Below are 21,060 nucleotides of genomic sequence, written 5' to 3' on the forward strand. Positions count from 1 at the left end.
CTCAGGCCCCGGTCAGCATCCGCTCGACCTCGGCCCGGTCGGGGTACGAGGCCTGCGCGCCCATCGAGCGCACGGAGATCGCCGCCACGGCGGTCGCGAACGCGACAGCGTCACGCAGCACGGCACCTCGGGCGAGTTCGCAGGCCATCGCCCCGACGAACGCGTCACCAGCGCCGGTGGTGTCGACGACGTCGACCGCGTGCGCGGGCACCCTCCCGACGCCGTCGACATCGGCGTGCAGAGCACCGGCCGCCCCGAGCGTGATCACGACCGACCGTGCGCCCCGTACGAGCAGATCGCGGGCGAGCTCCTCGAACGACCTGTCGCCGCCGTCGCCCGCGAGGATCCGCGCCTCGTGCTCGTTCACGACGACCGGGTCGCACACCGCGAGGGTCGCCGCGGAGAGCGGATGCGCCGGCGCGGCGTTCACCAGCACCCTCACGCCCCGCTCCGCAGCCCGCACCGCGACGTGCTCGACCGTGGCCAGCGGGGTCTCGAGGTTGAGCGCGAGCACGCCGGCTCCCGCCCATCGCTCCTCAGTCACCTGCGCGACGGACACGTCGAGCGCGTGGTTCGCGCCGGGCGACACGACGATCGAGTTCTCCCCGTCGGGCGTCACGAGGATCAGCGCGGTGCCCGTGGGGCGGCCGACGCTCGCGATCGCACCGACGTCGACACCCGCGTCCGCGAGCGCGCGGCGCACCAGCATCCCGTTCCCGTCGTCTCCGACGCAGGCGATGAGTGCGGTCGACGCCCCGCATCGGGCCGCAGCCGCTGCCTGGTTGGCGCCCTTGCCGCCCGCGAACACCCGCAGGTCCGACCCGAGCAGCGTCTCCCCCGCCCCTGGGCGGCGCGGCACCTCGACCACGAGGTCGGCGTTCGCACTCCCGAGCACCACGACACGGCCCGCTCGGCCGGCATCCTCTCTGCGCACTGCCGCCGTCATCATGCCGCCAGCTGCGCAAGACCGCGCCGCGTGCGCGCCCTGATCGCGGAGCGGATGCGCAGCGCCGCGACGATGAGCGCCACGATCGTGATGACGTACGGGGTGAGCAGCGCGAGAGAGGAATTGACCCCGCCGAGCGCGAGGCGGTCGGCGAGACCGTCGGCGGCGCCGAAGATCAGGCACACGACGAGCGTGGGCACCGGCCTGCCCGCCGCGAAGATCACCGCCGCGACCACGATGAACCCTCGCCCCGATGTCATCCCGGCGGTGAAGGACCCCACCGAGGCCATCGCGAGCTGCGCGCCGGCCAGCCCGCACAGCGCGCCCGACACCATGATCGAGATGAACTTGACGCGGAAGACCCGGATGCCGGCGGCGAGAGCAGCCGGTTCGTCTTCGCCGACCGCGCGCAGGTGCACGCCGTACCGCGTGCGATAGAGCACGAACCAGTACACGGGCACGAGCAGCAGCGCGATCCAGACCAGGACGGTGTGGTCGTCGAAGATCGGGCCGATCACCGGGATGTCGCCCACCGGGCCGAGGTCGATGCGCGGCAGCACCGACTTGACGTCGCCGGGGGTCACGCCCGCATTGCCGTAGAGCACCGTCAGCAGCAGCACCGTGACGCCGATCGCGAGCAGGTTGGTGCCGATGCCGACCACGATGTAGTCGGCCTTGAACACGAGCGAGGCGACCGCGTAGACGAGGGCGAGGAGCACACCGGCGCCGAGCGCGGCGAGCACGCCGATGTAGGGGTTCGTGACCGCGCCCACCGCGATGCCCGCGAAGGCGCCGACGAGCATGAGCCCCTCCAGCCCGATGTTGAGGATGTTGCCGACCTGGCTGAGGCCGCCGCCGATCGCCGCGAGGAGGATCGGCGTGGTCTTGGCCAGGATCACGGCGAGCGTGCCGACCGTGAGCACCTGTGCGAGGATCTCGTTCATTTCGATGCGCCCTTCGTGGAGCGGCGCCGTCTGCGGAGGTCGACGGCGAAGGTGGCGGTGATGGCGATGACGATGAGTCCCTGCAGCACGCTGATCATGGGGAACGGCACCCCGACGGCCTGAATGCCGGTGCCACCGGCCATCATGGTGGCGTAGAACAGTGCGGCGACGAGCGACGCCCAGGGGTTGAGCCGGGCGAGCAGCGCGACCGTGATCGCGAGGAAGGCGAAGCCCGGCGAGAACGCCTGCAGGAAGCGCCCTCCGTTCGGTCCGATCACGAACAGCGCGCCGGCGAGACCCGCCGCCGCTCCGCTGAGCGCCATGACCTGCATGGCCATGCGCGGCGACGAGGTGCCGATGTAGTCCGCGAAGCGGTTGCGCTCCCCCAGCTCCTTCACACGCAGGCCCCATGTGGTGCGGTGCAGCACGATGCCCAGGAGTACGGCGACGCCGATCGCGATGAGCAGGTCGGGGGCGAATCCGAACGCGGGTGAGAACACGGGCAGCAGTGCGGATGCTTCGACGCGCGGCGATCCTGCGAGCGTCGCCGTGGGGTCGGCGAACGGGCCGGTCACGAGGAAGCTCGTGATCAGCAGCGCGACCTGCGACAGGAGCAGCGTGATGACGACGATGTCGACCTTCAGGAATCCGGTGAGGAACCCGGGGATGAGTCCCCACAGCGCCCCCGCTGTCGCGCCGAAGACCAACACGAGGAGGATGTGCACGACCGGCGGCAGACCGTGGAAGGAGAACCCGGCGAAGGCGCCGAAGAACGCACCGAAGTACAGCTGGCCTTCGCCGCCGATGTTGAAGAACCCGGCGCGGAACGACACGATCGTGCCGGCCGCCATGATCGCGAGCGGCACGAACATCGCGATGATGCTGCCGATGCCGAACGGCGTGCGCCACGCGGAGGTGAACAGTTCGACGTACGCCGTGACGGGGTTCTGTCCGATCGCGAGGATCACGATCGCCCCGATCGCGAGCGCCACCAGAACCGCCACGACGGGCTGCGTCGCGCTGCGGAACGTGTGGGAGGCGAACTCCGACAGCACCGCGCTCATGCTGCGCGGGGTCGTCTCGACGGCGACCGTGCGCGGCACCACGACCGATGTCGTCGCGACCTCCTCGACGATCGCCACCTCGGCCGAGGCGTCGACCAGACGGGTGCCGCTGGCTTCGAGCTCGGCGGCGACGCGTTCGCGTTCGAGCGCGGCGTCGCGCAGCGCCTCCGCGGTCGGCGGCACTCCCGCCATCGCGAGCCCCACCGCGATCTCGGTCATGGTCTCCTGCGTGAACTCGGCCACGACCTCGCCGCGGTACATCACGAGCAGGCGGTCCGACAGGCTCATCACCTCGTTGAGGTCGGCGGAGAAGAGCAGCACGCCGGCGCCGCGATCGCGCAGGTCGACGATCGAGTTGTGCACGAACTCCATCGCACCGACATCGACGCCGCGCGTCGGCTGCGAGACCATCAGCAGTGCGGGCTCGGATTCGAACTCGCGGGCGATGATGACCTTCTGCATGTTGCCGCCGGAGAGGGAGCCGATCGGGGTGTCCGGTCGCGCTCCGCGTACGTCGAACTTCGCGATGAGCCGCTGCGCGTAGTCGTGCACGGCGCCGAGCGACAGCCATCCGCGTCGGGCGATCGGCGGGCGCAGGTGTCCGGCGGCGATGTTCTCGGCGATGCTCAGCGCGGGTGCCCCGCCCTCCTCGTGACGGTCCTCGGGGATGTACGCGAGCCCGCGCGCCCTGCGCTCGGCGACGGATGCCGTGGTGACCTCGTCGCCCGCGATCGCGATGCGCCCGCGTGGCGGACGGTACATCCCGGCGATCGCGGCGGCGAGCTCGGACTGCCCGTTGCCCTCGACCCCCGCGATGCCGACGATCTCGCCGGAGCGGACACGCAGCGAGAGGTTCTTCACGGCGACGGCGCCGCGCTGGTCGATCGCCGACAGATCATCGACCGCGAGCACCTCGGCACCGGGCGTCGGCGGTGTGTGCGCGACACGCAGCAGTACCTCGCGGCCGACCATCATCGAGGCGATGTCGCTCTGACTGAGCCCTTCGGCCGCACGGCTGCCGACGACCTCGCCGTCGCGGATGACGGTGATCTCATCGGCGATCGCGAGCACCTCGCCGAGCTTGTGCGAGATGAACACGACAGCGCAGCCCTGCGCAGCGAGACGGCGGACGACCACGAACAGCTCGTCGGTCTCCGACGGGGTGAGCACGGCGGTCGGCTCGTCGAGGATCAGGAGGCGCGTGTCGTGCGACAGCGCCTTGACGATCTCGACGCGCTGACGTTCGCCGACCGAGAGGTCCTGCACGCGGTCACGCGGGTCGAGCGCGAGTCCGAGGTCGGTGCTGAGCTGCGCGACGCGGTCGTCCATGGCCCGCCGGTCGAGCACGCCGGGGGCGCTGCTCATCTCGTTGCCGAGGAAGATGTTGGCGGCGACGCTCAGAGAGGGCACGAGCTTGAAGTGCTGGTGGACCATCCCGATGCCGAGCGCGTCGGCGCGCTGCGGGTCGGCGACCACCACGGTCTCGCCGTCGACGACGATGTCTCCCGAGTCCGGCTGCAGGTTGCCGGAGATCATGTTCATCAGCGTCGACTTGCCGGCCCCGTTCTCGCCCACGATCGCGTGGACGGTGCCGGGGAGGATGCGCAGCGACACGTCGCGGTTCGCGACCTTGGGGCCGAACGCCTTCGTGATGCCGCGGAGTTCGAGGATCGGGCGGTCCATTGTTCTCTCCTTCGAGTACGGGTCGGTGGCGGAGGCGAGCGCCTCCGCCACCGCGAGCGGTCAGAATCCGCTCGGGACGTCGATCTCGCCGTCGACGACCTTCTGCTTGTAGCCCTCTACCGCGTCGATCACGGTCTGCGGAACGATGCCGTCGTTGTCGTCGAACGTGAGTCCGACGCCGTCGTTCGCGAGTCCGAACGACGTGGTCTCGCCATAGGCGAGGTCGCCGCTCTCGTCGTCCTGCACGGCCTGCACGATCGAGGCGCCGACGTGCTTGAGCATCGAGGCGAGGATGTGCCCCTTCTGCAGCGCGTTCTGGTTGCTGTCGACGCCGATCGCGTACTTGTCGGCGTCGGCCGCGGCCTGCAGCACGCCCACTCCGGCGCCGCCCGCGACCTGGTAGACGACGTCGGCCCCCTGGTCGAACATCGCGGCGGCCTGGTCGTAGCCCTTCGCGGAGTCGCTGAACGACCCGACGTAGCTGACCAGCACCTGGATACTCGGGTCGACCGCCTCGACGCCGGCGCGGAAGCCTGCGGCGAAGTCGTTGATCACCGGGATGTCCATGCCGCCGACGAGCCCCACCTTCTTGCTGCCCTCGGCGAGCGGGAAGTCCGCGGGCTGCGTGGTGGCGAGTGCGGCCAGCACGCCGGCGAGGAACGAGCCCTCGTTCTGCTTGTAGGTGAGCGATGCCACGTTGGGGGCGTCGATCACGCCGTCGTAGAAGATGTAGTGCTGGTCGGGGAACTTCGGCGCGACCTCGGTGATCGTGTCGGATGCCGTGGAGCTGCCGATCACGACCACGTCGTTCTGACCAGTCGAGACCGACTGCAGGTTGGCCTTCCACTGCGCGGGGTTGTTGGCGTCGCCCTGCAGGGTCGTGGTGGTGTACCCCTCGGACTTCAGGTCGGCGATGCCGCTCTCGGCGTCATCGTAGAAGCTCTGGTCGCCCAGTGCTCCCGGCACGACGTTGGCGACGGATCGGCTGTCGTCCCCTCCGGAGCCGGCGTCGCCGCCGGCATCCGAGGAGCCGCACGCGCTGAGGGTCAGCGCGAGGACGGCAGCCGCGGCGATGAGGCTGTACCGCGTGGTGTTCATGGACGGTCCTTTCATGGTGTTCGGGTATCTCGGGTGATGCGGGTCAGAGCGTGGCGGTCGTCGACGCCTTCGCGGCCGTGAGGTGCGCCGCGGAGTCGACGATGAGGTCGGCGAACCGGTCGGCGTCGAGGGTGATCGCGACCTTCGTGCGGTAGTCGGTCTGCGCGCTCGCGGTTCCGCCGAAGTGGCGCATGCCGCTCGCGCTCTCGAAGTTCGCCACGGTCTGCCCCTTGGTCCAGCGGCCTTCGAGCTCGACGCGTACGTCGGCGTTCTCGGTCGTGATGATGTCCGGCGCGATGACGGCGGCGACGCAGCACGCGTCGTGGATGGCCGGGTACGGAATGTCGAGCAGGCCGTTGTGGGTCGTGTGCACGAAGTCCCAGGTGTCGAGGATGAAGGTGCTGATGTCGCCGCCGATCGCCCGCACGCGCTCCTGCAGCTCGGGGGTCGCGAGGGCCTGGTGCTGGGTGAGGTCGAGTCCGATCATGGTCACGTCCCACCCGGCGCTGAACACGACGTGCGCGGCGTCCGGGTCGGCGTAGATGTTGAACTCGGCCGCGGGGGTGATGTTGCCGCGGGTGTACGCCCCGCCCATCACGATGACCTGCTTGACGCGGTCGACGATGCGCGGTTCCTTGCGCGCGGCGAGGGCGATGTTCGTGTACGGACCGACCGGGACGAGGGTCACGGTGTTCGGCTCGTGCGCCATCACGGTCTCGATGATGAAGTCGACCGCGTGGCGGGGGTCGAGGTCGAAGGAGGCGGGCGGCAGGTACGGGCCGTCGAGGCCGGTGGTGCCGTGGATCTCCTCCGCGATCACCTGGTCGATGACGAGCGGCCCCTCCGAGCCACGAGCGACCGGGACCCGGATGCCGAAGACCGTGCACACCGACAGGGCGTTGCGGGTGACGTTGTCGATCGTGTGATTGCCGGCCACGGTCGTGATCCCGAGCAGATCGATCTCGGGGCTCGCTGCGGCGAGCAGGATCGCGATCGCGTCGTCGTGGCCCGGATCGCAGTCCAGGATGATCTTCTCCATGTCACTCCTTCGTGTCCCGCGGCATCGACGTTGCAGGACGACGGATGCAAACCGTTTCCCACTTTGAGAAACGTTTTACGCGGTATGGAGACAGCGAAGCGACCGGAAGAGGGCGCTGTCAAGCGGGTTATCAACCTGTGACACAGGTGCGTAAACGATTACACTCGTCGCTCGATCGAGATGCAGCACAGCCTCGATCAGGTCAGCGCAGAGCGGCGACCGCTGATTCGATCAGCGCCCAGTAACGGTCGACGTCGAGCTCGAGCGCGACCGTGGCATTCTTCGGCCGGTGCGTGAGCTCGAGCAGGTCGACGGCGGTCGCACCGCGTGTGTGCTCGCCGCGCAGTTCGATGTCGACGCGGGCGCGCACGGTGGTCGCGACCGTCGGGTCGACGATCATGGCGATCGTCAGTGGGTCGTGCAGCGGTCCGTCCGGCATGTCGCCGAACGCGTCGTAGGTCGAGCAGAAGCGCTCGAGCAGGTCGGCTCCGAACCGTGCGGTCGCGGTGTCGATGCCGCGGATGCGCGCCCGCACCTCGCGGGTGATGAGCGCCTGGTGCGTGATGTTCAGCCCCACCATCGTCAGCGCGACCCCGCTCCCGAGCACGATCGCGACCGCCTCCGGATCGGTGGAGGCGTTGAACTCCGCGTAGGGCGAGACGTTGCCTCGCCCGGTCGATCCGCCCATCCAGACGATCCGCTCGATGCGATCGAGGAGGTCGGGATGCCGCTGCACGAGGTGCGCGACGTTCGTGAGCGGCCCCGTCGCCGCGATCGTCACGAGTTCGTCCGCGGTGCGCAGCACATCCGCGATCAGTGCGACGGCGTCGCGGTCGTCGAGCGACATCGCGACGTCCGGGAGCTCGACCCCGCCGAGCGCGTTCGCGCCGTGGATCCAATCCGCCGGCGCGAGCTCCTGGGCCAGCGGCCCCGCCGCGCCGCGGGCGATCGGCACCCCGCGAACACCGGCGACCGTGCACGCGATGCGGGCGTTGAGCGCCGTGTGCTCGATGGCGCCGTTGCCGGCCACGGTCGTGATCGCGCGGAGGTCGACCGACGGATGCGCGGCCGCCAGCCAGATGGCGAAGACGTCGTCGTAGCCGGGGTCGCAGTCCAGGATCACGGGCGTCGGCATGGCGCACCCTCTCTGCTAATCTTCGTGTAATCGTTTACTTGAACGCAGATTTTAGCATCGCATTCTCGTCGATCTCCTCGGATCGCGAGCGAGGAACGGAGCACCCGTGAAGTCCACCGTGACGCTGTCCGACGTCGCCGCCGGCGCGGGCGTCTCGATCGCCACGGCCTCGCGCGCCCTCGCCGGCAAGCCCCGCGTCTCCCGCGAGATGGTCGACCGCGTCCGCGCGGTCGCCGCCGAGCTCGGCTACCGGGTCGACCCCATCGCCCGTGCGCTGCGCGACGGTTCGTCGCGCCTCGTGGGCATGATCGTGCCCGTCATCAGCATCCCGTTCTACGCGCAGCTCGTCGACGCGATCGAGGAGGAGCTGAGCCGCGCAGGCTTCGAGCTGCTGCTCGCGGACTCCCACGGTTTCGTCGACGAGGAGGTGCGACGCCTGCGAGTGCTCGGCGACCGCCGGGTCGACGGCATCCTGATCGTGGCGTCCGATCGCACTGCGTCGATGCCGTCAATCGTCAACGTTCCCGACGACATCCCCGTGGTGACCGTCGACCGGGCGACCGACAAGCCGATCGCCGACTTCGTCGGTGTCGACAACGAGCTCGGCATGCAGCTGCTGTTCGAGCACCTCGTCGAGCAGGGCGTCGCGACCGTCGCCTACGCCGGCACCGATGACGCGACCACGAGCGGGGTCGAGCGCTGGCAGGCCTTCCATCGCCTCGCGCGTCGTCATGACGTCGAGATCGGCGCCACCTTCCGCGGCGAGTTCAGCGTCGAGAACGGCACCGCAGCGGCCGATCACATCCTCGCGGCGGGCCCGCTGCCCGATGCGATCGTCGCCGGGTCCGACCAGATCGCGGTCGGCGTGATCGCGCGGTTGCGCGAGCGCGGTCACGACGTGCCCCGCGACGTCCTCGTCACGGGCTTCGACGGGGGCGACCTGTCGCGGATCTCCTGGCCGACCCTGACCACCGTGGTGCAGCCGCTGTCTTCGATCGCCGCGGATGCCGTCACCCTGCTCGTCGACCGCATCCGAGGCGGGTCGGGAGCTCTCCGCCGCAACCGGCTGACGCCGGAGCTGCAGCTCGGCGGGTCGACGGCTCGCGTGCCCTCCGCCTGACGCGCGCTCCGCGCATCCGACGCGCCCGGGATCCCGACCTCACCCGTCGGGTGAACCTTTCGCGCGTCGGCCTCGTTCTCCGGTGAGAAGGCCCCGTCCGGTGCGCCCGCTTCGATGCGTGCGCGAGCCGGCCGGGCCGTCGTCATCAGCCCAGGGAGCACCGCATGACAGCGGGGATGCCGTCGACCGACACCGACGCGATCCCCCTCCGCCGCCACCCTCGGTATTCCGGAATGACGCGTGCGGACGCGCATCCATGCCGTGGCGTCCCGCCCTGACGTCGAGACGCCTCCGCTCCCGCATCCGCTCCCCACGTCAGGAACCCCATGACCACCGCTTCATCACACACTCCTTCATCGACCGCCCCCTCCCTGCTGATCCCGGTATCCCCCGCCGCCCGCGTGCTCCTGCCCCTCCTGCGCATCACCCTCGGCCTCGTGTACCTGTGGCCGTTCGTCGACAAGATGTTCGGCTTCGGCTTCGCCACGCCGCCCGAGGGCTCGGTGCTCGCCGGCGGGTCGCCGAGCACGGGCTATCTCAGCCACACCGAGGGCGCCTTCGCCGATGTGTTCCGCGCCATGGCGGGCAATCCCCTCGTCGACGTGCTCTTCATGCTCGGCCTCGGCGCCGTCGGCATCGCCCTCGTCACCGGCGTCTGCCTGCACCTCGCCGCGATCGGCGGCACCTTCGTGATGGGTGGCATCTACCTGAGTTCGGTGCCGCTCGCGAACAACCCGCTGATCGACGAGCACATCGTGTTCATCGTGCTCGGGTGGCTCCTCGCCACGCTCGGCGCCGGCACGATCGCCGGCCTGGGCGCGTGGTGGCAGCGACTGTCACTGGTGCGCCGACACCGCTGGCTCGCCTGACCCCGGCGGGTCCCCTCTCCTCATACAGGACCCACCGGCACCGCGCGACACCACGCCCCTCGTCGTGTCGCGCGAGAGCGCCGGCGTGCTGTGCTCCCCGCAGCGCGCCGGCGCTCATCTCTCCGCCCGGATCAGCCGCCGTACATCTCCCCCACCGGCACCGGGACGTCGAGTACGTTGCCCGGCTGAGCCAGCGGGCATGCCCAGGCGGGGTCGTAGGCACACGAGGGGTTGTACGCGAAGTTGAAGTCGAGCACGAGCGTGCCGCTGTCGGCATCCGCGCCGAGATCGGCGCCCTTGATCGTGTCGATCAGATACCGACCGCCGCCGTACGTGCCGCCCGGCCGGCCGGCGAGCGCATCCCTGACCGGCACGAAGAGACCGCCGCCGTAGGTCGTCAGCCGCCACACGTCGAGCGAGCCGACGTTCGGGACATCGACGCGGCCGATGCGCGCGAACGGCACGACGCCGTCGGTGCCGGTCGCGAACTCGAACCCGCCCGGCTCGGCCTCGAGGATCGGGAGCTCGAATCGCCACTCCGGGTCGTACGACGCGATCGGCAGACCCTCGAAGCGAGCACGGTCCTCGGGGAGGAGGGCAGTCGCCGGATGCCGGAGCATCAGCTCGTCGCGCTCGATGCGCCACAGCTCGTGCGCCTCCTCCGGCGAGTCCGCCCGACGGATCGCCGCATAGAGGGCGAAGACCCGCCGCCGCCAGTCGACGGCCGTGCGTGCACTCGTGCTCGTCATGGCTCCAGGCTACGCGAGCCTAGGCGCTCGGGACCTGCGGCGACGGCCCCGGCATCCCCCGCGCACCGTAGGTTGGAGGCATGCCCTTCGCCGTCGCCCCTGCGAACGACCTCGCCGGTCGTACCGTGCTCGTGACCGGGGCGAACGCCGGAATCGGATACTGGTGCGCCGAGAAGCTCGCCGCCCGCGGTGCGCGCGTTCTCCTGGGATGCCGTTCGGCCGAGCGCGCGGCCGTTGCCGTCTCGTCGATCCGCGCGCACGCGCCGAGAGCGGATGCGCGCGTGATCCCGCTCGATCTCGGATCCCTGCCGGCGATCGCCGAGGCGTCCGCGCGTCTCGATGAGCGCATCGACATCGTGGTGTGCAACGCCGGCGTGAAGTCGGCGGCCCGTGAGGCGCGCACCGCCGACGGGCTGGATCTCATGATCGGCACCAATGCGCTCGGGCACTTCGCACTGCTCGCGGGGATCGCGCGCGTGCTCGCCGACGACGCCAGGGTCGTCGCGGTGGGGTCGCTCGCCCACCGCTTCGCGCGGATCGACCCCGACCGGCTCGACGAAACGTGGACGAGCACGTCGCTGCGTCAGTACGGCAGGTCGAAGGCCGCTCTCATGTCACTGGCCTTCGAGCTCGACCGGCGTTGGCGAGGTACCGCGAGATCCGCGCTGTGCGCACACCCCGGCTATGCCGTCGACCCGCTGACGCCGCCGCGCGAGGGACTCGCCCCCGTGTCCGCGTTCGCAAGATCCCTCGCGGCCCCGACCCGCGTGCTCGTGCAGGGCAAGGATGCCGGGGCAGACCCGATCGTGCACGCGGCCACCGCGACCGATGCCACGGGCGGCGACTACTGGGGTCCGGGAGGACTGCTCGAGTTCCGCGGCCTCCCGGCGCGCGTGCGCGCGGCCGACGAGGTGCGCTCCCGTGACGTCGGCACCGCGCTGTGGACGGCGGCCGAGACCCTCACCGGCACCCGCTTCGACGCCTGACTCTCGCTGTCAGACGCTCGTGGCGACGACCACTGCGGGCGTCATCGCGGCCATCATCGCCGCAGCCATCGCGAGGTCGATCGCCGTCGCGACGGCAGCGCCGGCAGCAGCGCCAGGAGCCTCGGTCGAGCCGGCGACGAGCTCGCCGATGCGGGTCTTGAGCTCTGAGGCGGACACGCCGGCGCACTCCTCGCGCAGGAGGGCGTGGGCGGCACCCAGATGCTGCAGGATGCTGAGCAGCGACAGATCCGTGCGGGTCGGCGTGCGGGCTCCCGCGAGCACCTCGGCCAGACGAGCACGCAGGATGAGCTCGGGCGCGGGGTCGGACTCGGGCGTCCGGGCGGAGCCCCATCCGAAGAATCCGCGCTCTCCGCGCACCAGCACGCCCTGGACGACGAGCGACTCGACGACCACGTCGAGCGGATCGAGCTTGGGTCGCGCGACGAGCGACTGCAGCCGCTTTCCGCGCAGCGGTACGAGACGCTCGAGCGTCTCGTCGAGCACCGGATGCCCGGTGGGCTCGGTCGACGCGATCTCTACCACCGGATGCCGGTCGTCGGTGATCCGGATACGACCGCGCAGAGCGAGATCGGTGAGGACCGCGGCGATCTCGCCGTACAGCCGGTTGACGCTCACCGAGGACTCGACGCGTCCGTCGGGGCGGAGGAGGAGCATGTGGAGCTCTTCGACGATAAGCATGACCTCACGCTACGCGGCGGCGCCGACGCCGGCATCCACCGTGGGGATGATGTCGGGGCACCCCGGGGGACGACGAACGCCGCGCCCTCCGGGAGGACGCGGCGTTCGGGGATGCGGTGGTCAGGCGCCGATCTTCTTGGCGTCGTCGGTGTTGAGCACGCGGAACAGCAGGGCGGCGATCACCGCGCCGACCACCGGCGCGACGATGTAGAGCCACAGCGACGCCCAGTCGAAGTAACCGCCGACCGACAGTCCGAGCGCCACGGCCGGGTTGAATCCTCCGCCCGAGATCGACCCGACGGTCGCCGCGCCGACGAACACCGTGCCGCCGATCGCGAGTCCGTAGAACGAGTTGCCCTCGGTGTCCTTCGATGTCGCGGTGTTGAGCACGACCCACACGAGGACGAGGGTGAACAGTGCTTCGACGAAGAACGCCGGGCCGACCTCGATGACCTTGGCCTCGGCCCCCGCCGGCCAGACCGCGAAGCTCGTCAGCGCGGCGAGCGCGCCTCCGACGAACTGGGCGATGAGATACGCGATGAAGTCGGTGACGCTGAGGCCACCCCGCAGGAACACGCCGACCGACACGGCCGGGTTCAGGTGGGCGCCCGAGATGTGGCCCGTCGAGAAGACGAGCACGGCGAGCGTGAAACCGATCGCGAGCGGCGTGAGCGGACTCTCGCTGTTCACGGCGGCGATGATGGTGAGTACGAAGAGGAAGGTCGCGATCGCCTCGGCGAGCGCCTTGCGTGCAGTCCCGGTCATGTCAGTGCCCTTTTCTCGAATCGGAGGAGGGCGACCGCGTCATCGATCGGCGGACACGACCGACGCACCCTCCTGTGCGGCACGAATATATCGGCATGTCAGTGGGCGACACGCCGCGCCGCGCGACATTCCTGAGAAAAGTCTGAGAGCGCTATGGGTGCGCTCCCGCACCCTCGGGTACCGCTCGGGTCAGCCCTCGGCCGGCGCGACGCACGCGAGCGCGGCGTCGGAGATGGCCTGGTGGTACTGCTCCGCCGTGAACGGCAGCCCGAACTCCGGAGCCGTCTGACCGGATGCCGCGGGGGCCTTCGACGCGATGGCCGCCAGCTCCCAGGCGAGGTACGCGGCGATCGATCCGCCCGCGGTCGAGTCGTTCAACGAGACCGCGACCGTGAAGCCCGTCGTCGGATCGGAGTACGCCGCAGTGGCGTAGCCCGGCGTCCAGCCGAACTGTCCGACGAGGGAGCCGATCAGGCTCGCACCGCCGGTCGCCTGCATCCAGGACGGGGCTTTGGCGGAGGCGGGAAGGGGTTCGCCGAACCGGTTCGGCTCCTCCTTCGTGCGCAGCACCTGTGCGGCCTCGGCCTGCACGTAGCGACCGAGATCCTCGATCGTCGAGACCACGCCGGAGTCGGTGTAGCCGCTGCTCGACGAGAGGGTCGTGATGTCGACCGGGGCCGCACACGCGTATCCGCCCTCGACGGCCGGGAGGTAGTGGCCGTTCATGGAGGCACCGGTCGACGGCGCGGCCGCGGCGGCGCCGGGCAGCGAGGTCGACGACAGTCCCAGCGGCTGCGCTACGTACTCGGCGATGAGCTCGGATGCCGTGAGCCCCGACGCCCGCTCGAGAGCCAGCCCCAGCATGAGGTAGCCGGCGTCCGAATCGCTGTACTGCGCGCCCGGGGCGGTGCGTGCGGCGCCCAGTCCGTACGAGGCCATCTCGAGCGGAGCCCACACGCGCTCCGGAGTGTTCAGCCACGCGGACTTCACGACCGCCTCGGAGGATCCGACGCCGCTCGTGCCGTTGCACAGGTCGAGCAGCGTGACGTCCTGCAGATCCGGGACGCCGGACACGTAGTCGGGCACCGGTGCGTCGAGCTCGACCACGCCCTCGTCGGCCAGGCCGTAGAGCACGTCGCAGGTCATCAGCCGCGTCACGTCGCCGATGCGGAAGGCCATGTCGGTCGTGATCTCGGCGTCGGACCCCACGCCCTGAGTCCCGACACCCGCGACCCAGGTGCCGCTCCACGGCACCCATACGCCCACGACCGCGCCGGAGGCGCCGGAGGCGGTGAGCGCGTTCGTGACGGCATCCTGCATCGCGGCGACCGTGTCGTCGGGCAGGGCGCCGTCGACCTGGGCGGGCGGTTCGTAGCTGAACGAGGGCTCCGAGGTGCACCCGGTGAGGGCGAGTCCGAGCACGGCGACGCCGGCCGCTGCTGCGCGGAACGTGCGCGACGAGAGAAGCTGCATGGAAGGGACCCCCGGAAGACGTGTCTCCCGAGTCTAGAACGCGGATCCTGAAAGTACGCATCGCGCGGCCCCATAGGGTGATGTTCATGCCCCATTCCTTCGAGCCCGACGTCGTCGCTGCAGTCCTGCGCCACATGAACGACGACCACACCGACGACAACCTCCTGATCGCCCGCGCCTTCTCGTCTCCCGATCAAGGCGAGATCACGGATGCGACCATGTCGGGCTTCGACGGCGACGGCGGCACCTGGAGCGTGACGCGCGGCGGCACGGCATCCGAGCTCGTGGTCCCGTGGCCCGGCGGTCCCATCGACGACCGCCCCTCCGTGCGCCGTCAGGTCGTCGCGCTCTACGATCTCGCCTGCGAGCGCCTGGGCATCGAACCGCGTCCGCACGACTGAGCGCACGCGTCAGCGAATCCGGTCGTCACAAGGGTTTCGCGGAAACTTAGGCAACCCTTACACTGGGGTCATGTCCGAGATCCTCTCCTTCTCCGCCGCTCTGCGCGAGCGCTCCTCCGGTTCGCACTCGCGCAGCGAAGGCGCGGGCTTCATGTCCGACCTGCTGAAGGGCGAGGGGTCCCGCGAGGACTACATCGCGCTCGTCGCGCAGCACTACTTCATCTACGAGGCGCTCGAAGGCGCGGGCGAGCGGATGCGCAACGATCCGGTCGCATCGGTGTTCCTGAGCGACAAGCTCACCCGCCTCCCGGCGCTCGAGGCCGACCTCGCGTTCCTGCTCGGCGACGACTGGCGCGACCAGATCACCGCGCTACCGACCACACGCGCCTACGTCTCGCGCATCCGTCACGTCGGAGCGACCTGGGCGGGCGGTTTCGTCGCCCACCATTACACGCGTTACCTCGGCGACCTCTCCGGCGGCATCTTCATCGGCCGGGTCATGGCGCGACGGTTCGGCTTCGAGACCAACGGCATCGGCTTCTACCTGTTCGACGACATCGCCGACCCGAACGCATTCAAGGACGTCTACCGCGAGCAGCTCGACGCGGCCCCGTGGGACGACGCCGAGCGCGAGCGCGTGATCGACGAGGTGCTCCTCGCCTACCGTTTCAACACCGAGCTCTTCGAAGACCTCGACCGGGCGCGCGCCGCGGCCTGACGACGGGCTCTCAGCCCTTCCCGACCTCGGGCGTCGAACGCGCGAGCCACGCCTCCCGCATGAAGCGCCGCACGTCCTCGTCGACGCGGATGTCGCTCGGACGCAGCGCACGCGACAGGTACAGACCGTCCAGCGCGGTGAGCCGTGACAGGGCGACGTAGGTCTGCCCCGGCGCGAAGGCCCCCGAGCCGAGGTCGATCACCGCACGGTCGTACGTCTTGCCCTGCGATTTGTGGATCGTCACGGCCCACGCGAGCCGCAGGGGGAACTGCGTGAACTCGGCGATCACATCGCGCGACAGCTTCTTCGTCGACGGCTCGTACGAGTAGCGGAACCTCTCCCACACGGCCGGCTCGACGTCGACCTCCTCGCCATCGATCTCGACGCGGACCGTCTCGCCGAGGATCCGCACGACCGTGCCGATCGTGCCGTTGACCCAGCGCGGCGGCTCACCCGACATCGAGGTGTCGTTGCGCAGGAACATCACCTGCGCGCCGATCTTGAGCTTGAGCTCGGCCTCCGCGGGCAGCGAGGCCTCGCCGCGGCCGAACTCGCCGTTCACCTCGGCCCTCGCGGTCTGCTCCTTGCCGGGGAGGGCGGCGAGATGCCGGCTGTTGATGCCGTTCACGATGTCGTTGCGCGTCGCGAGTGTGATCATCGGCACCTCCCCCGGCTCGGGATCGGGTGGCGTACGGGCGCCCTGCGTGTTCAGCACTCCGGCGATCTCCGCGGTCACCCGCCCGTAGCGCACCGCGTTCAGCATGGCCTTGAAGCCGTCGTCGGACTGCCGGTGGATCTGCACCAGTTCGCGCACGTGCAGCTCGGCGCGGACGTCGACTGCGAACAGCCCGCCGTCGTCGTCGGGGTTCTCACCCCCCGACGACCCCGCCCACACCTTGGCGTCGAAGAACCAGAACGATCGGTAGTGGTCCTTCACGTACCGCAGCTCGTCGCCGCGCGGCGGCACCGGGGCGAGCTGGTACGGATCGCCGAACATCACCACCTGCACGCCGCCGAACGGGATGCCGCGCTTGCCGCGCGCCTGCCGGAGCGACCGATCGATCGCGTCCATGAGATCGGCGTTGACCATCGAGATCTCGTCGATCACGAGCGTTTCGATGGCGTTGAGGATGCGTCGGGTGTTGTCGTTCTGCTCGATGTCGGAGTCGCCGATGAGTCCGATCGGGAGCCGGAACAGCGAGTGGATCGTCTGTCCCTCGACGTTGAGCGCCGCGACGCCCGTGGGTGCGCAGATCGCGATCTGCTTCTTCGTGTTCCACGAGAAGTGCTGCAGCAGCGTCGACTTGCCCGTGCCGGCGCGACCGGTGATGAAGACGTGCTCGCTCGTGTCCTCGATCAGACGGAACAGCTCCTGCTGCTCCTCGGACAGGGCGGGAAGGGACACGACGCTCTCACACGGGACGAAGACGGACGCACGCGGCGGAGCGTGACGGCGCGGCTCGCGCGCCCTCCCATGCTACGCGGCGCCGCTCCACGGCATCCTCCGGACACGGATGTCGCACGCCGTCACGCGCTCGGCGACGTCCCAGCCCGCCCTCCTAGACTGACCGCATGCAGCAGGTCGAGACGAGGGCGCCCCGACGCAGGCGACTCGTCGGTGACCTCGCCATGCTCGCCGTGGTCGGGGTCCTCCTCGTCGCCGCGCTTGCTGCCGGCGGAGCGAGCCTGTATCAGCAGTTCTACGGACCGTCCGCGTTCGTCACCCGCTACCTCGATCTGCTGTCGGAGGGACGTGCGGCCGACGCGCTGCGGATCCCCGGAGTCGCGATCGACCGCGAGACGCTGCAGGATGCCGGACTCGGCGCGACCGCATCCGAGGCGATGCTCCGGCGTGCGGCTCTCGGCCGGTTGTCGGACGTCGAGGTGGTGTCGGAGACGCACGACGGCGATCGCTTCGACGTCACGGTGACCTACACGGCGGGCGAGCACGCGGGCACGACGACCTTCTCGGTCGCACAGGACGGATGGGCCGGCGTCACGCCGAACTGGCGCTTCACGACCAGTCCCCTCGCCGTCGTCGACCTGACGCTGCTGGGCGCGGACCAGTTCGCGATCAACGGCTTCGAGGTCGACCGGCGGCAGATCTCGTCCGCGGGCGCCGAGGCGACGGCGACCGATCCGCTGCCGATGCTCGTGTTCACGCCCGGGCTCTACTCGGTCACGGTCGATACCGCGATCTCGCACTCCTCCGGCACCGGCGTGCTCGCGGACACCCCGCTCGCGACGACCCCGGTCGATGTGCAGACCGAGCCGACCGACGAGTTCGTCGCCGTCGTCCAGCAGCGCGTGGAGGAGTTCCTCACCGCGTGCACGACGCAGGAGGTGCTGCAGCCGACCGCCTGCCCGTTCGGGATCCAGGTGTCGAACCGCATCGACTCGCTGCCGAAGTGGTCGATCGCCACCCAGCCGCAGGTGTCGGTCGTGCCCGACGGCGGCCAGTGGCAGATCCCGCCGACGGATGCCGTGGCGCACGTCGAGGTCGAGATCCGCTCGCTGTTCGACGGCGAGGTCGAGGCCATCTCGGAGGACGTGCCGTTCCAGGTGAACGGATCCATCGTGCTGCTGCCCGACGGCTCGGTGTCGATCCGCGTCGGCTCCCCCGGCGACGCCCCGCAGGACTGACGGTTCGGGGCTGACGGCTCAGCGCGCGGCGCGCTCGGCGTCCCGGCGGTCGCGCTCGGCGAGCGCCGCGAGCTGCGCGTTGTACTCCTCGAGCTCCGCGTCACCCGTGCGATCGGCGTGACGGTCGCGGCGCTTCTGCAGGCGGGTATCGCTGCGGCTCCACTGGATCGCGACCGTGATCGCGAGGATGAGCGTCGGGATCTCGCCGATCGACCACGCCACACCCCCGCCGATGTACTGGTCTTCCATGGGAGTGGGCCCCCAGTCGCGGCCCATCGAGCCGAACCAGTCGGCGACCATGAGCCCCTCCTGCATCATCATCGCCACGCCGAAGAACGCGTGCATGGCCATGACCGCGATCAGGGTGATGAGGCGCCCGGGGTACGGCAGCCGGTACGGCACGGGATCGGCGCCGATCAGGCTCATGACGAACAGGTAGCCCGAGATCAGGAAGTGCGCGATCATCCACTCGTGACCGAGGTGCTCGTACATCGACCAGCGCACGAGATCCGTGAAGTAGAACGCCCACAACGACACGATGAAGATCGCCGCCGCCACGAACGGATGCGTCACGACCTTCGCGAACGGCGAGTGCACGGCCCACATGATCCATTCGCGTCCGCCGCGGGTGCCGTCGTCGCGCTTGTGGATCGCGCGGAGCGCGAGGGTGATCGGCGCGCCCGACACCAGCAGGAGCGGGATCGCCATCGACAGCATCATGTGCCCGAGCATGTGCACGCTGAACAGGTACTCCTGGTAGGCGTTGATCGGCCCGCCTGTGACCCACACGAGCATCAGCATGCCGAGCACCCAGAAGACCGTGCGATGTATCGGCCAGCGGTCGCCGCGGCGCGCCAGGCGCACCACGCCCGCGATGTACAGGAACAGCCCGAATCCGGCTGCGACGAGCCACAGGATGTCGATGTCCCAGGCGGTGAACCACCGGTCGATCGTGAACTCGGGCGGCAGCGGCGACCGGGTGAGGTTCTCGGCCGGCGTCTGCACGAACGCCTGTTCCTCACCGGTGGGGGGAGGCGTGCGCGCGAGCGCGGCGGCGGCCCCCGAGGCGAGGCCCATCAACGAGATCTCGCCGAGCACCAGCATCCAGAACCACCGTGCGGCACGAGGGCCGCCGAGTCGCGGGATCAGGCGGAGGCGGTACCAGGCGCCGAAGAGCCCCAGACCCACCAGCAGCACGACCTTGGCGATCAGGATGCCGCCGTAGGGGGTGAAGAGCTGCGAGATGTCGCCCAACGCGACCGCCGAGCGTGCGACGCCCGAGATCGCGACGACGACGAACGCGGCGACCGCGAGGCTCGAGTAACGGGCGACGAGTGTGGCGGTGCCGATGCCCGAACGGTCGCGGAGGATCACGATGAGCAGCAGGCCGCCCAGCCAGACGGCCGCGCCGATCGTGTGGAGGAGGATCGAGTTGACCGCGACGTTGTGTCCGGCCAGTTCGCCCGAGTGACCCTGCGTCGCGAGCGGCAGGAAGGATGCCGCGGCCAGGATCGCCGTGATGAGGGTCGGCGTCCAGGTGCGCCACGCGAACACGAGCACCGTGATGACCGAGCCCATGATCGTGGTGATGAGCCACGACTGACCGAGCGCCGTGTCGAGCAGGAAGCGTCCGAGCTGGGTGCCGAACTCCCGCTCGGCGCTGAGCTTCGGGTTGAACGCCGCCATGAACGTGAGGAAGGCGCTGACCCCGGCGGCCACGGTGAACGTCGCAGCGCCGACCGAGGCGGTGTTGAGCGCGATCTCGAAGGGCTTCTGCTCGGCCTTCAGCGCGAACAGCGCGAGCACGAGCGAGCCGAGCATCGCCGCGGCCGCGATGTTCATGACGAGCTTGACGATCGGGATCGTCCAGCGCACGACGGGGCCGGGGTCCTGCAGCAACAGCGGTGCCGCGCCGCCACCGAGCGCGAGCGCGACGATCACGGCCACGAGAGCCGCCGCGAACAGGATGCCGATGCCGACCGCGCGGTAGGCGGGGCTCGTGGGGGTCGGAACGGCGCGGGAACTCACCTCACAAGCCTAAGCCGCGCCGCCCGTGAGAACGCACGAGGGCCCACCCCGATGGATCGGGGTGGGCCCTCGGTGAGGCGCGGTCTTACTTGACGGCGGCCTTGAGCTTGGAACCAGCGGTCACCTTGACGCGCTTGCCGGCCGGGATCTTGATCTCGGCGCCGGTCTGCGGGTTGCGGCCCGTGCGGGCGGCCGTGGCGACCTGCTCGAACGAGATCCAGCCCGGGATCGAGACCTTGCTGCCCTTGGCAACGGCGTCGGAGACCGAGGAGAACAGCGCGTCGAGAACGCCCGAGACGGTGGCCTGGCTCTGGCCCGTGGCGGAAGCGATGCTCGCGACGAGCTCGGTCTTGGTGATGGACTTGTCAGCCATGTCATCCTCCAGCGACGGATTCGTCGCATCGTTGTCGTGCGGGAAGCGAATGCATCCCGTTGGTCGAGTGACCGCCTCGAATGTACCAACCAGGACCCACATTTCCGCGTCATTTCGCGGGTTTTGGGTGATTCCATGGCGTGTCGTGGTGCAGATGTGACGAAAGTGACGTGTGAGAGGGGGACTTGACGCCCCGTTCCCGCGCCATGGCAGGCCTGGCGCGGAGTTCTCCGCGATGGGCGGAGGTGTTTATCAGGAGATCTCGCGATCCGAAGGATCATCTGGGGCAGCACGTCCTTCAGATCGAGAGATCTCCTTCGGAGGGCG

The 21,060-nt window shown here is 69.8% G+C and carries 19 protein-coding genes; 6 read left to right on the top strand and 13 right to left on the bottom strand.

The window, feature by feature from the left end; translation table 11 throughout:
- Nucleotide 1 precedes the first annotated feature (1 nt).
- The 6 genes from ACIPYT_RS03515 to ACIPYT_RS03540 form a co-directional block, all read right to left on the bottom strand.
- A complete protein-coding gene (locus ACIPYT_RS03515; RefSeq protein ID WP_401070695.1) occupies nt 2-949 on the bottom strand; it encodes a ribokinase in 948 nt (315 codons plus the stop codon).
- Entirely contained in the window at nt 946-1,890 is a 945-nt protein-coding gene (locus ACIPYT_RS03520; RefSeq protein WP_401070697.1) for an ABC transporter permease, read from the bottom strand. Before ACIPYT_RS03520 ends, ACIPYT_RS03515 begins: the two co-directional genes overlap by 4 nt.
- Nucleotides 1,887-4,637 (bottom strand): ATP-binding cassette domain-containing protein, encoded by a 2,751-nt coding sequence (locus tag ACIPYT_RS03525; RefSeq protein ID WP_401070698.1) that lies wholly within the window; start codon nt 4,635-4,637, stop codon nt 1,887-1,889. Before ACIPYT_RS03525 ends, ACIPYT_RS03520 begins: the two co-directional genes overlap by 4 nt.
- A gap of 60 nt (nt 4,638-4,697) precedes the next feature.
- Complete coding sequence (locus tag ACIPYT_RS03530; RefSeq protein ID WP_401070700.1) at nt 4,698-5,735, bottom strand: BMP family protein; 1,038 nt, start codon at nt 5,733-5,735, stop codon at nt 4,698-4,700.
- Between the two features lie 43 nt (nt 5,736-5,778).
- Nucleotides 5,779-6,774, bottom strand: coding sequence for a nucleoside hydrolase (locus ACIPYT_RS03535; RefSeq protein ID WP_401070702.1), 996 nt, complete (start codon nt 6,772-6,774; stop codon nt 5,779-5,781).
- Between the two features lie 202 nt (nt 6,775-6,976).
- Entirely contained in the window at nt 6,977-7,909 is a 933-nt protein-coding gene (locus ACIPYT_RS03540) for a nucleoside hydrolase (RefSeq protein ID WP_401070704.1), read from the bottom strand.
- 106 nt (nt 7,910-8,015) lie between these two features.
- On the opposite strand from ACIPYT_RS03540, the gene ACIPYT_RS03545 reads away from it, so the two are divergent.
- Both ACIPYT_RS03545 and ACIPYT_RS03550 read left to right on the top strand, forming a co-directional pair.
- The gene (locus tag ACIPYT_RS03545) at nt 8,016-9,029 is read left to right on the top strand and encodes a LacI family DNA-binding transcriptional regulator (protein WP_401070706.1); all 1,014 of its coding nucleotides are present in this window, start codon (nt 8,016-8,018) and stop codon (nt 9,027-9,029) included.
- A gap of 326 nt (nt 9,030-9,355) precedes the next feature.
- Nucleotides 9,356-9,898, top strand: a complete 543-nt coding sequence (locus ACIPYT_RS03550) for a hypothetical protein (protein WP_401070708.1) — start codon at nt 9,356-9,358, stop codon at nt 9,896-9,898.
- Nucleotides 9,899-10,029: 131 nt separating this feature from the next.
- Here ACIPYT_RS03550 and ACIPYT_RS03555 read toward each other — a convergent pair whose 3' ends face one another.
- Nucleotides 10,030-10,647: a DUF1684 domain-containing protein gene (locus ACIPYT_RS03555; RefSeq protein WP_401070709.1), complete on the bottom strand. Its 618-nt coding sequence runs from the start codon at nt 10,645-10,647 to the stop codon at nt 10,030-10,032.
- Between the two features lie 80 nt (nt 10,648-10,727).
- Between ACIPYT_RS03555 and ACIPYT_RS03560 the strand changes: the two genes are divergently transcribed.
- On the top strand, nt 10,728-11,633 hold the full coding sequence (locus ACIPYT_RS03560; protein ID WP_401070710.1) for an SDR family NAD(P)-dependent oxidoreductase: 906 nt from the start codon (nt 10,728-10,730) through the stop codon (nt 11,631-11,633).
- A gap of 9 nt (nt 11,634-11,642) precedes the next feature.
- On the opposite strand, the gene ACIPYT_RS03565 is transcribed toward ACIPYT_RS03560, so the two are convergent.
- The 3 genes from ACIPYT_RS03565 to ACIPYT_RS03575 form a co-directional block, all read right to left on the bottom strand.
- Nucleotides 11,643-12,332, bottom strand: coding sequence for a GPP34 family phosphoprotein (locus tag ACIPYT_RS03565; protein ID WP_401070712.1), 690 nt, complete (start codon nt 12,330-12,332; stop codon nt 11,643-11,645).
- A gap of 120 nt (nt 12,333-12,452) precedes the next feature.
- Nucleotides 12,453-13,097 carry an MIP/aquaporin family protein gene (locus tag ACIPYT_RS03570; RefSeq protein ID WP_401070714.1) on the bottom strand — a complete coding sequence of 215 codons (645 nt, stop codon included), beginning with the start codon at nt 13,095-13,097 and terminating at the stop codon, nt 12,453-12,455.
- 189 nt (nt 13,098-13,286) lie between these two features.
- A complete protein-coding gene (locus ACIPYT_RS03575; RefSeq protein WP_401070716.1) occupies nt 13,287-14,570 on the bottom strand; it encodes a serine hydrolase domain-containing protein in 1,284 nt (427 codons plus the stop codon).
- Between the two features lie 86 nt (nt 14,571-14,656).
- On the opposite strand from ACIPYT_RS03575, the gene ACIPYT_RS03580 reads away from it, so the two are divergent.
- Together ACIPYT_RS03580 and ACIPYT_RS03585 are read left to right on the top strand one after the other, a co-directional pair.
- Complete coding sequence (locus tag ACIPYT_RS03580; protein WP_401070717.1) at nt 14,657-14,971, top strand: DUF2470 domain-containing protein; 315 nt, start codon at nt 14,657-14,659, stop codon at nt 14,969-14,971.
- 70 nt (nt 14,972-15,041) lie between these two features.
- Entirely contained in the window at nt 15,042-15,689 is a 648-nt protein-coding gene (locus ACIPYT_RS03585) for a heme oxygenase (biliverdin-producing) (RefSeq protein WP_401070719.1), read from the top strand.
- Nucleotides 15,690-15,699: 10 nt separating this feature from the next.
- Here ACIPYT_RS03585 and ACIPYT_RS03590 read toward each other — a convergent pair whose 3' ends face one another.
- Complete coding sequence (locus tag ACIPYT_RS03590) at nt 15,700-17,094, bottom strand: ATP-dependent RecD-like DNA helicase (protein ID WP_401070720.1); 1,395 nt, start codon at nt 17,092-17,094, stop codon at nt 15,700-15,702.
- 167 nt (nt 17,095-17,261) lie between these two features.
- Here ACIPYT_RS03590 and ACIPYT_RS03595 point away from each other — a divergent pair, with 167 nt between their 5' ends.
- Nucleotides 17,262-18,332: a hypothetical protein gene (locus ACIPYT_RS03595; RefSeq protein WP_401070722.1), complete on the top strand. Its 1,071-nt coding sequence runs from the start codon at nt 17,262-17,264 to the stop codon at nt 18,330-18,332.
- 18 nt (nt 18,333-18,350) lie between these two features.
- Here the strand turns inward: ACIPYT_RS03595 and ACIPYT_RS03600 are convergent, their stop codons facing one another.
- Both ACIPYT_RS03600 and ACIPYT_RS03605 read right to left on the bottom strand, forming a co-directional pair.
- The gene (locus ACIPYT_RS03600; RefSeq protein WP_401070724.1) at nt 18,351-20,360 is read right to left on the bottom strand and encodes a cytochrome c oxidase assembly protein; all 2,010 of its coding nucleotides are present in this window, start codon (nt 20,358-20,360) and stop codon (nt 18,351-18,353) included.
- A gap of 85 nt (nt 20,361-20,445) precedes the next feature.
- On the bottom strand, nt 20,446-20,733 hold the full coding sequence (locus ACIPYT_RS03605; RefSeq protein ID WP_050724056.1) for an HU family DNA-binding protein: 288 nt from the start codon (nt 20,731-20,733) through the stop codon (nt 20,446-20,448).
- Nucleotides 20,734-21,060: the final 327 nt, after the last annotated feature.

This window comes from Microbacterium sp. NPDC089695 (assembly GCF_044749085.1).
Taxonomy (GTDB): domain Bacteria; phylum Actinomycetota; class Actinomycetes; order Actinomycetales; family Microbacteriaceae; genus Microbacterium.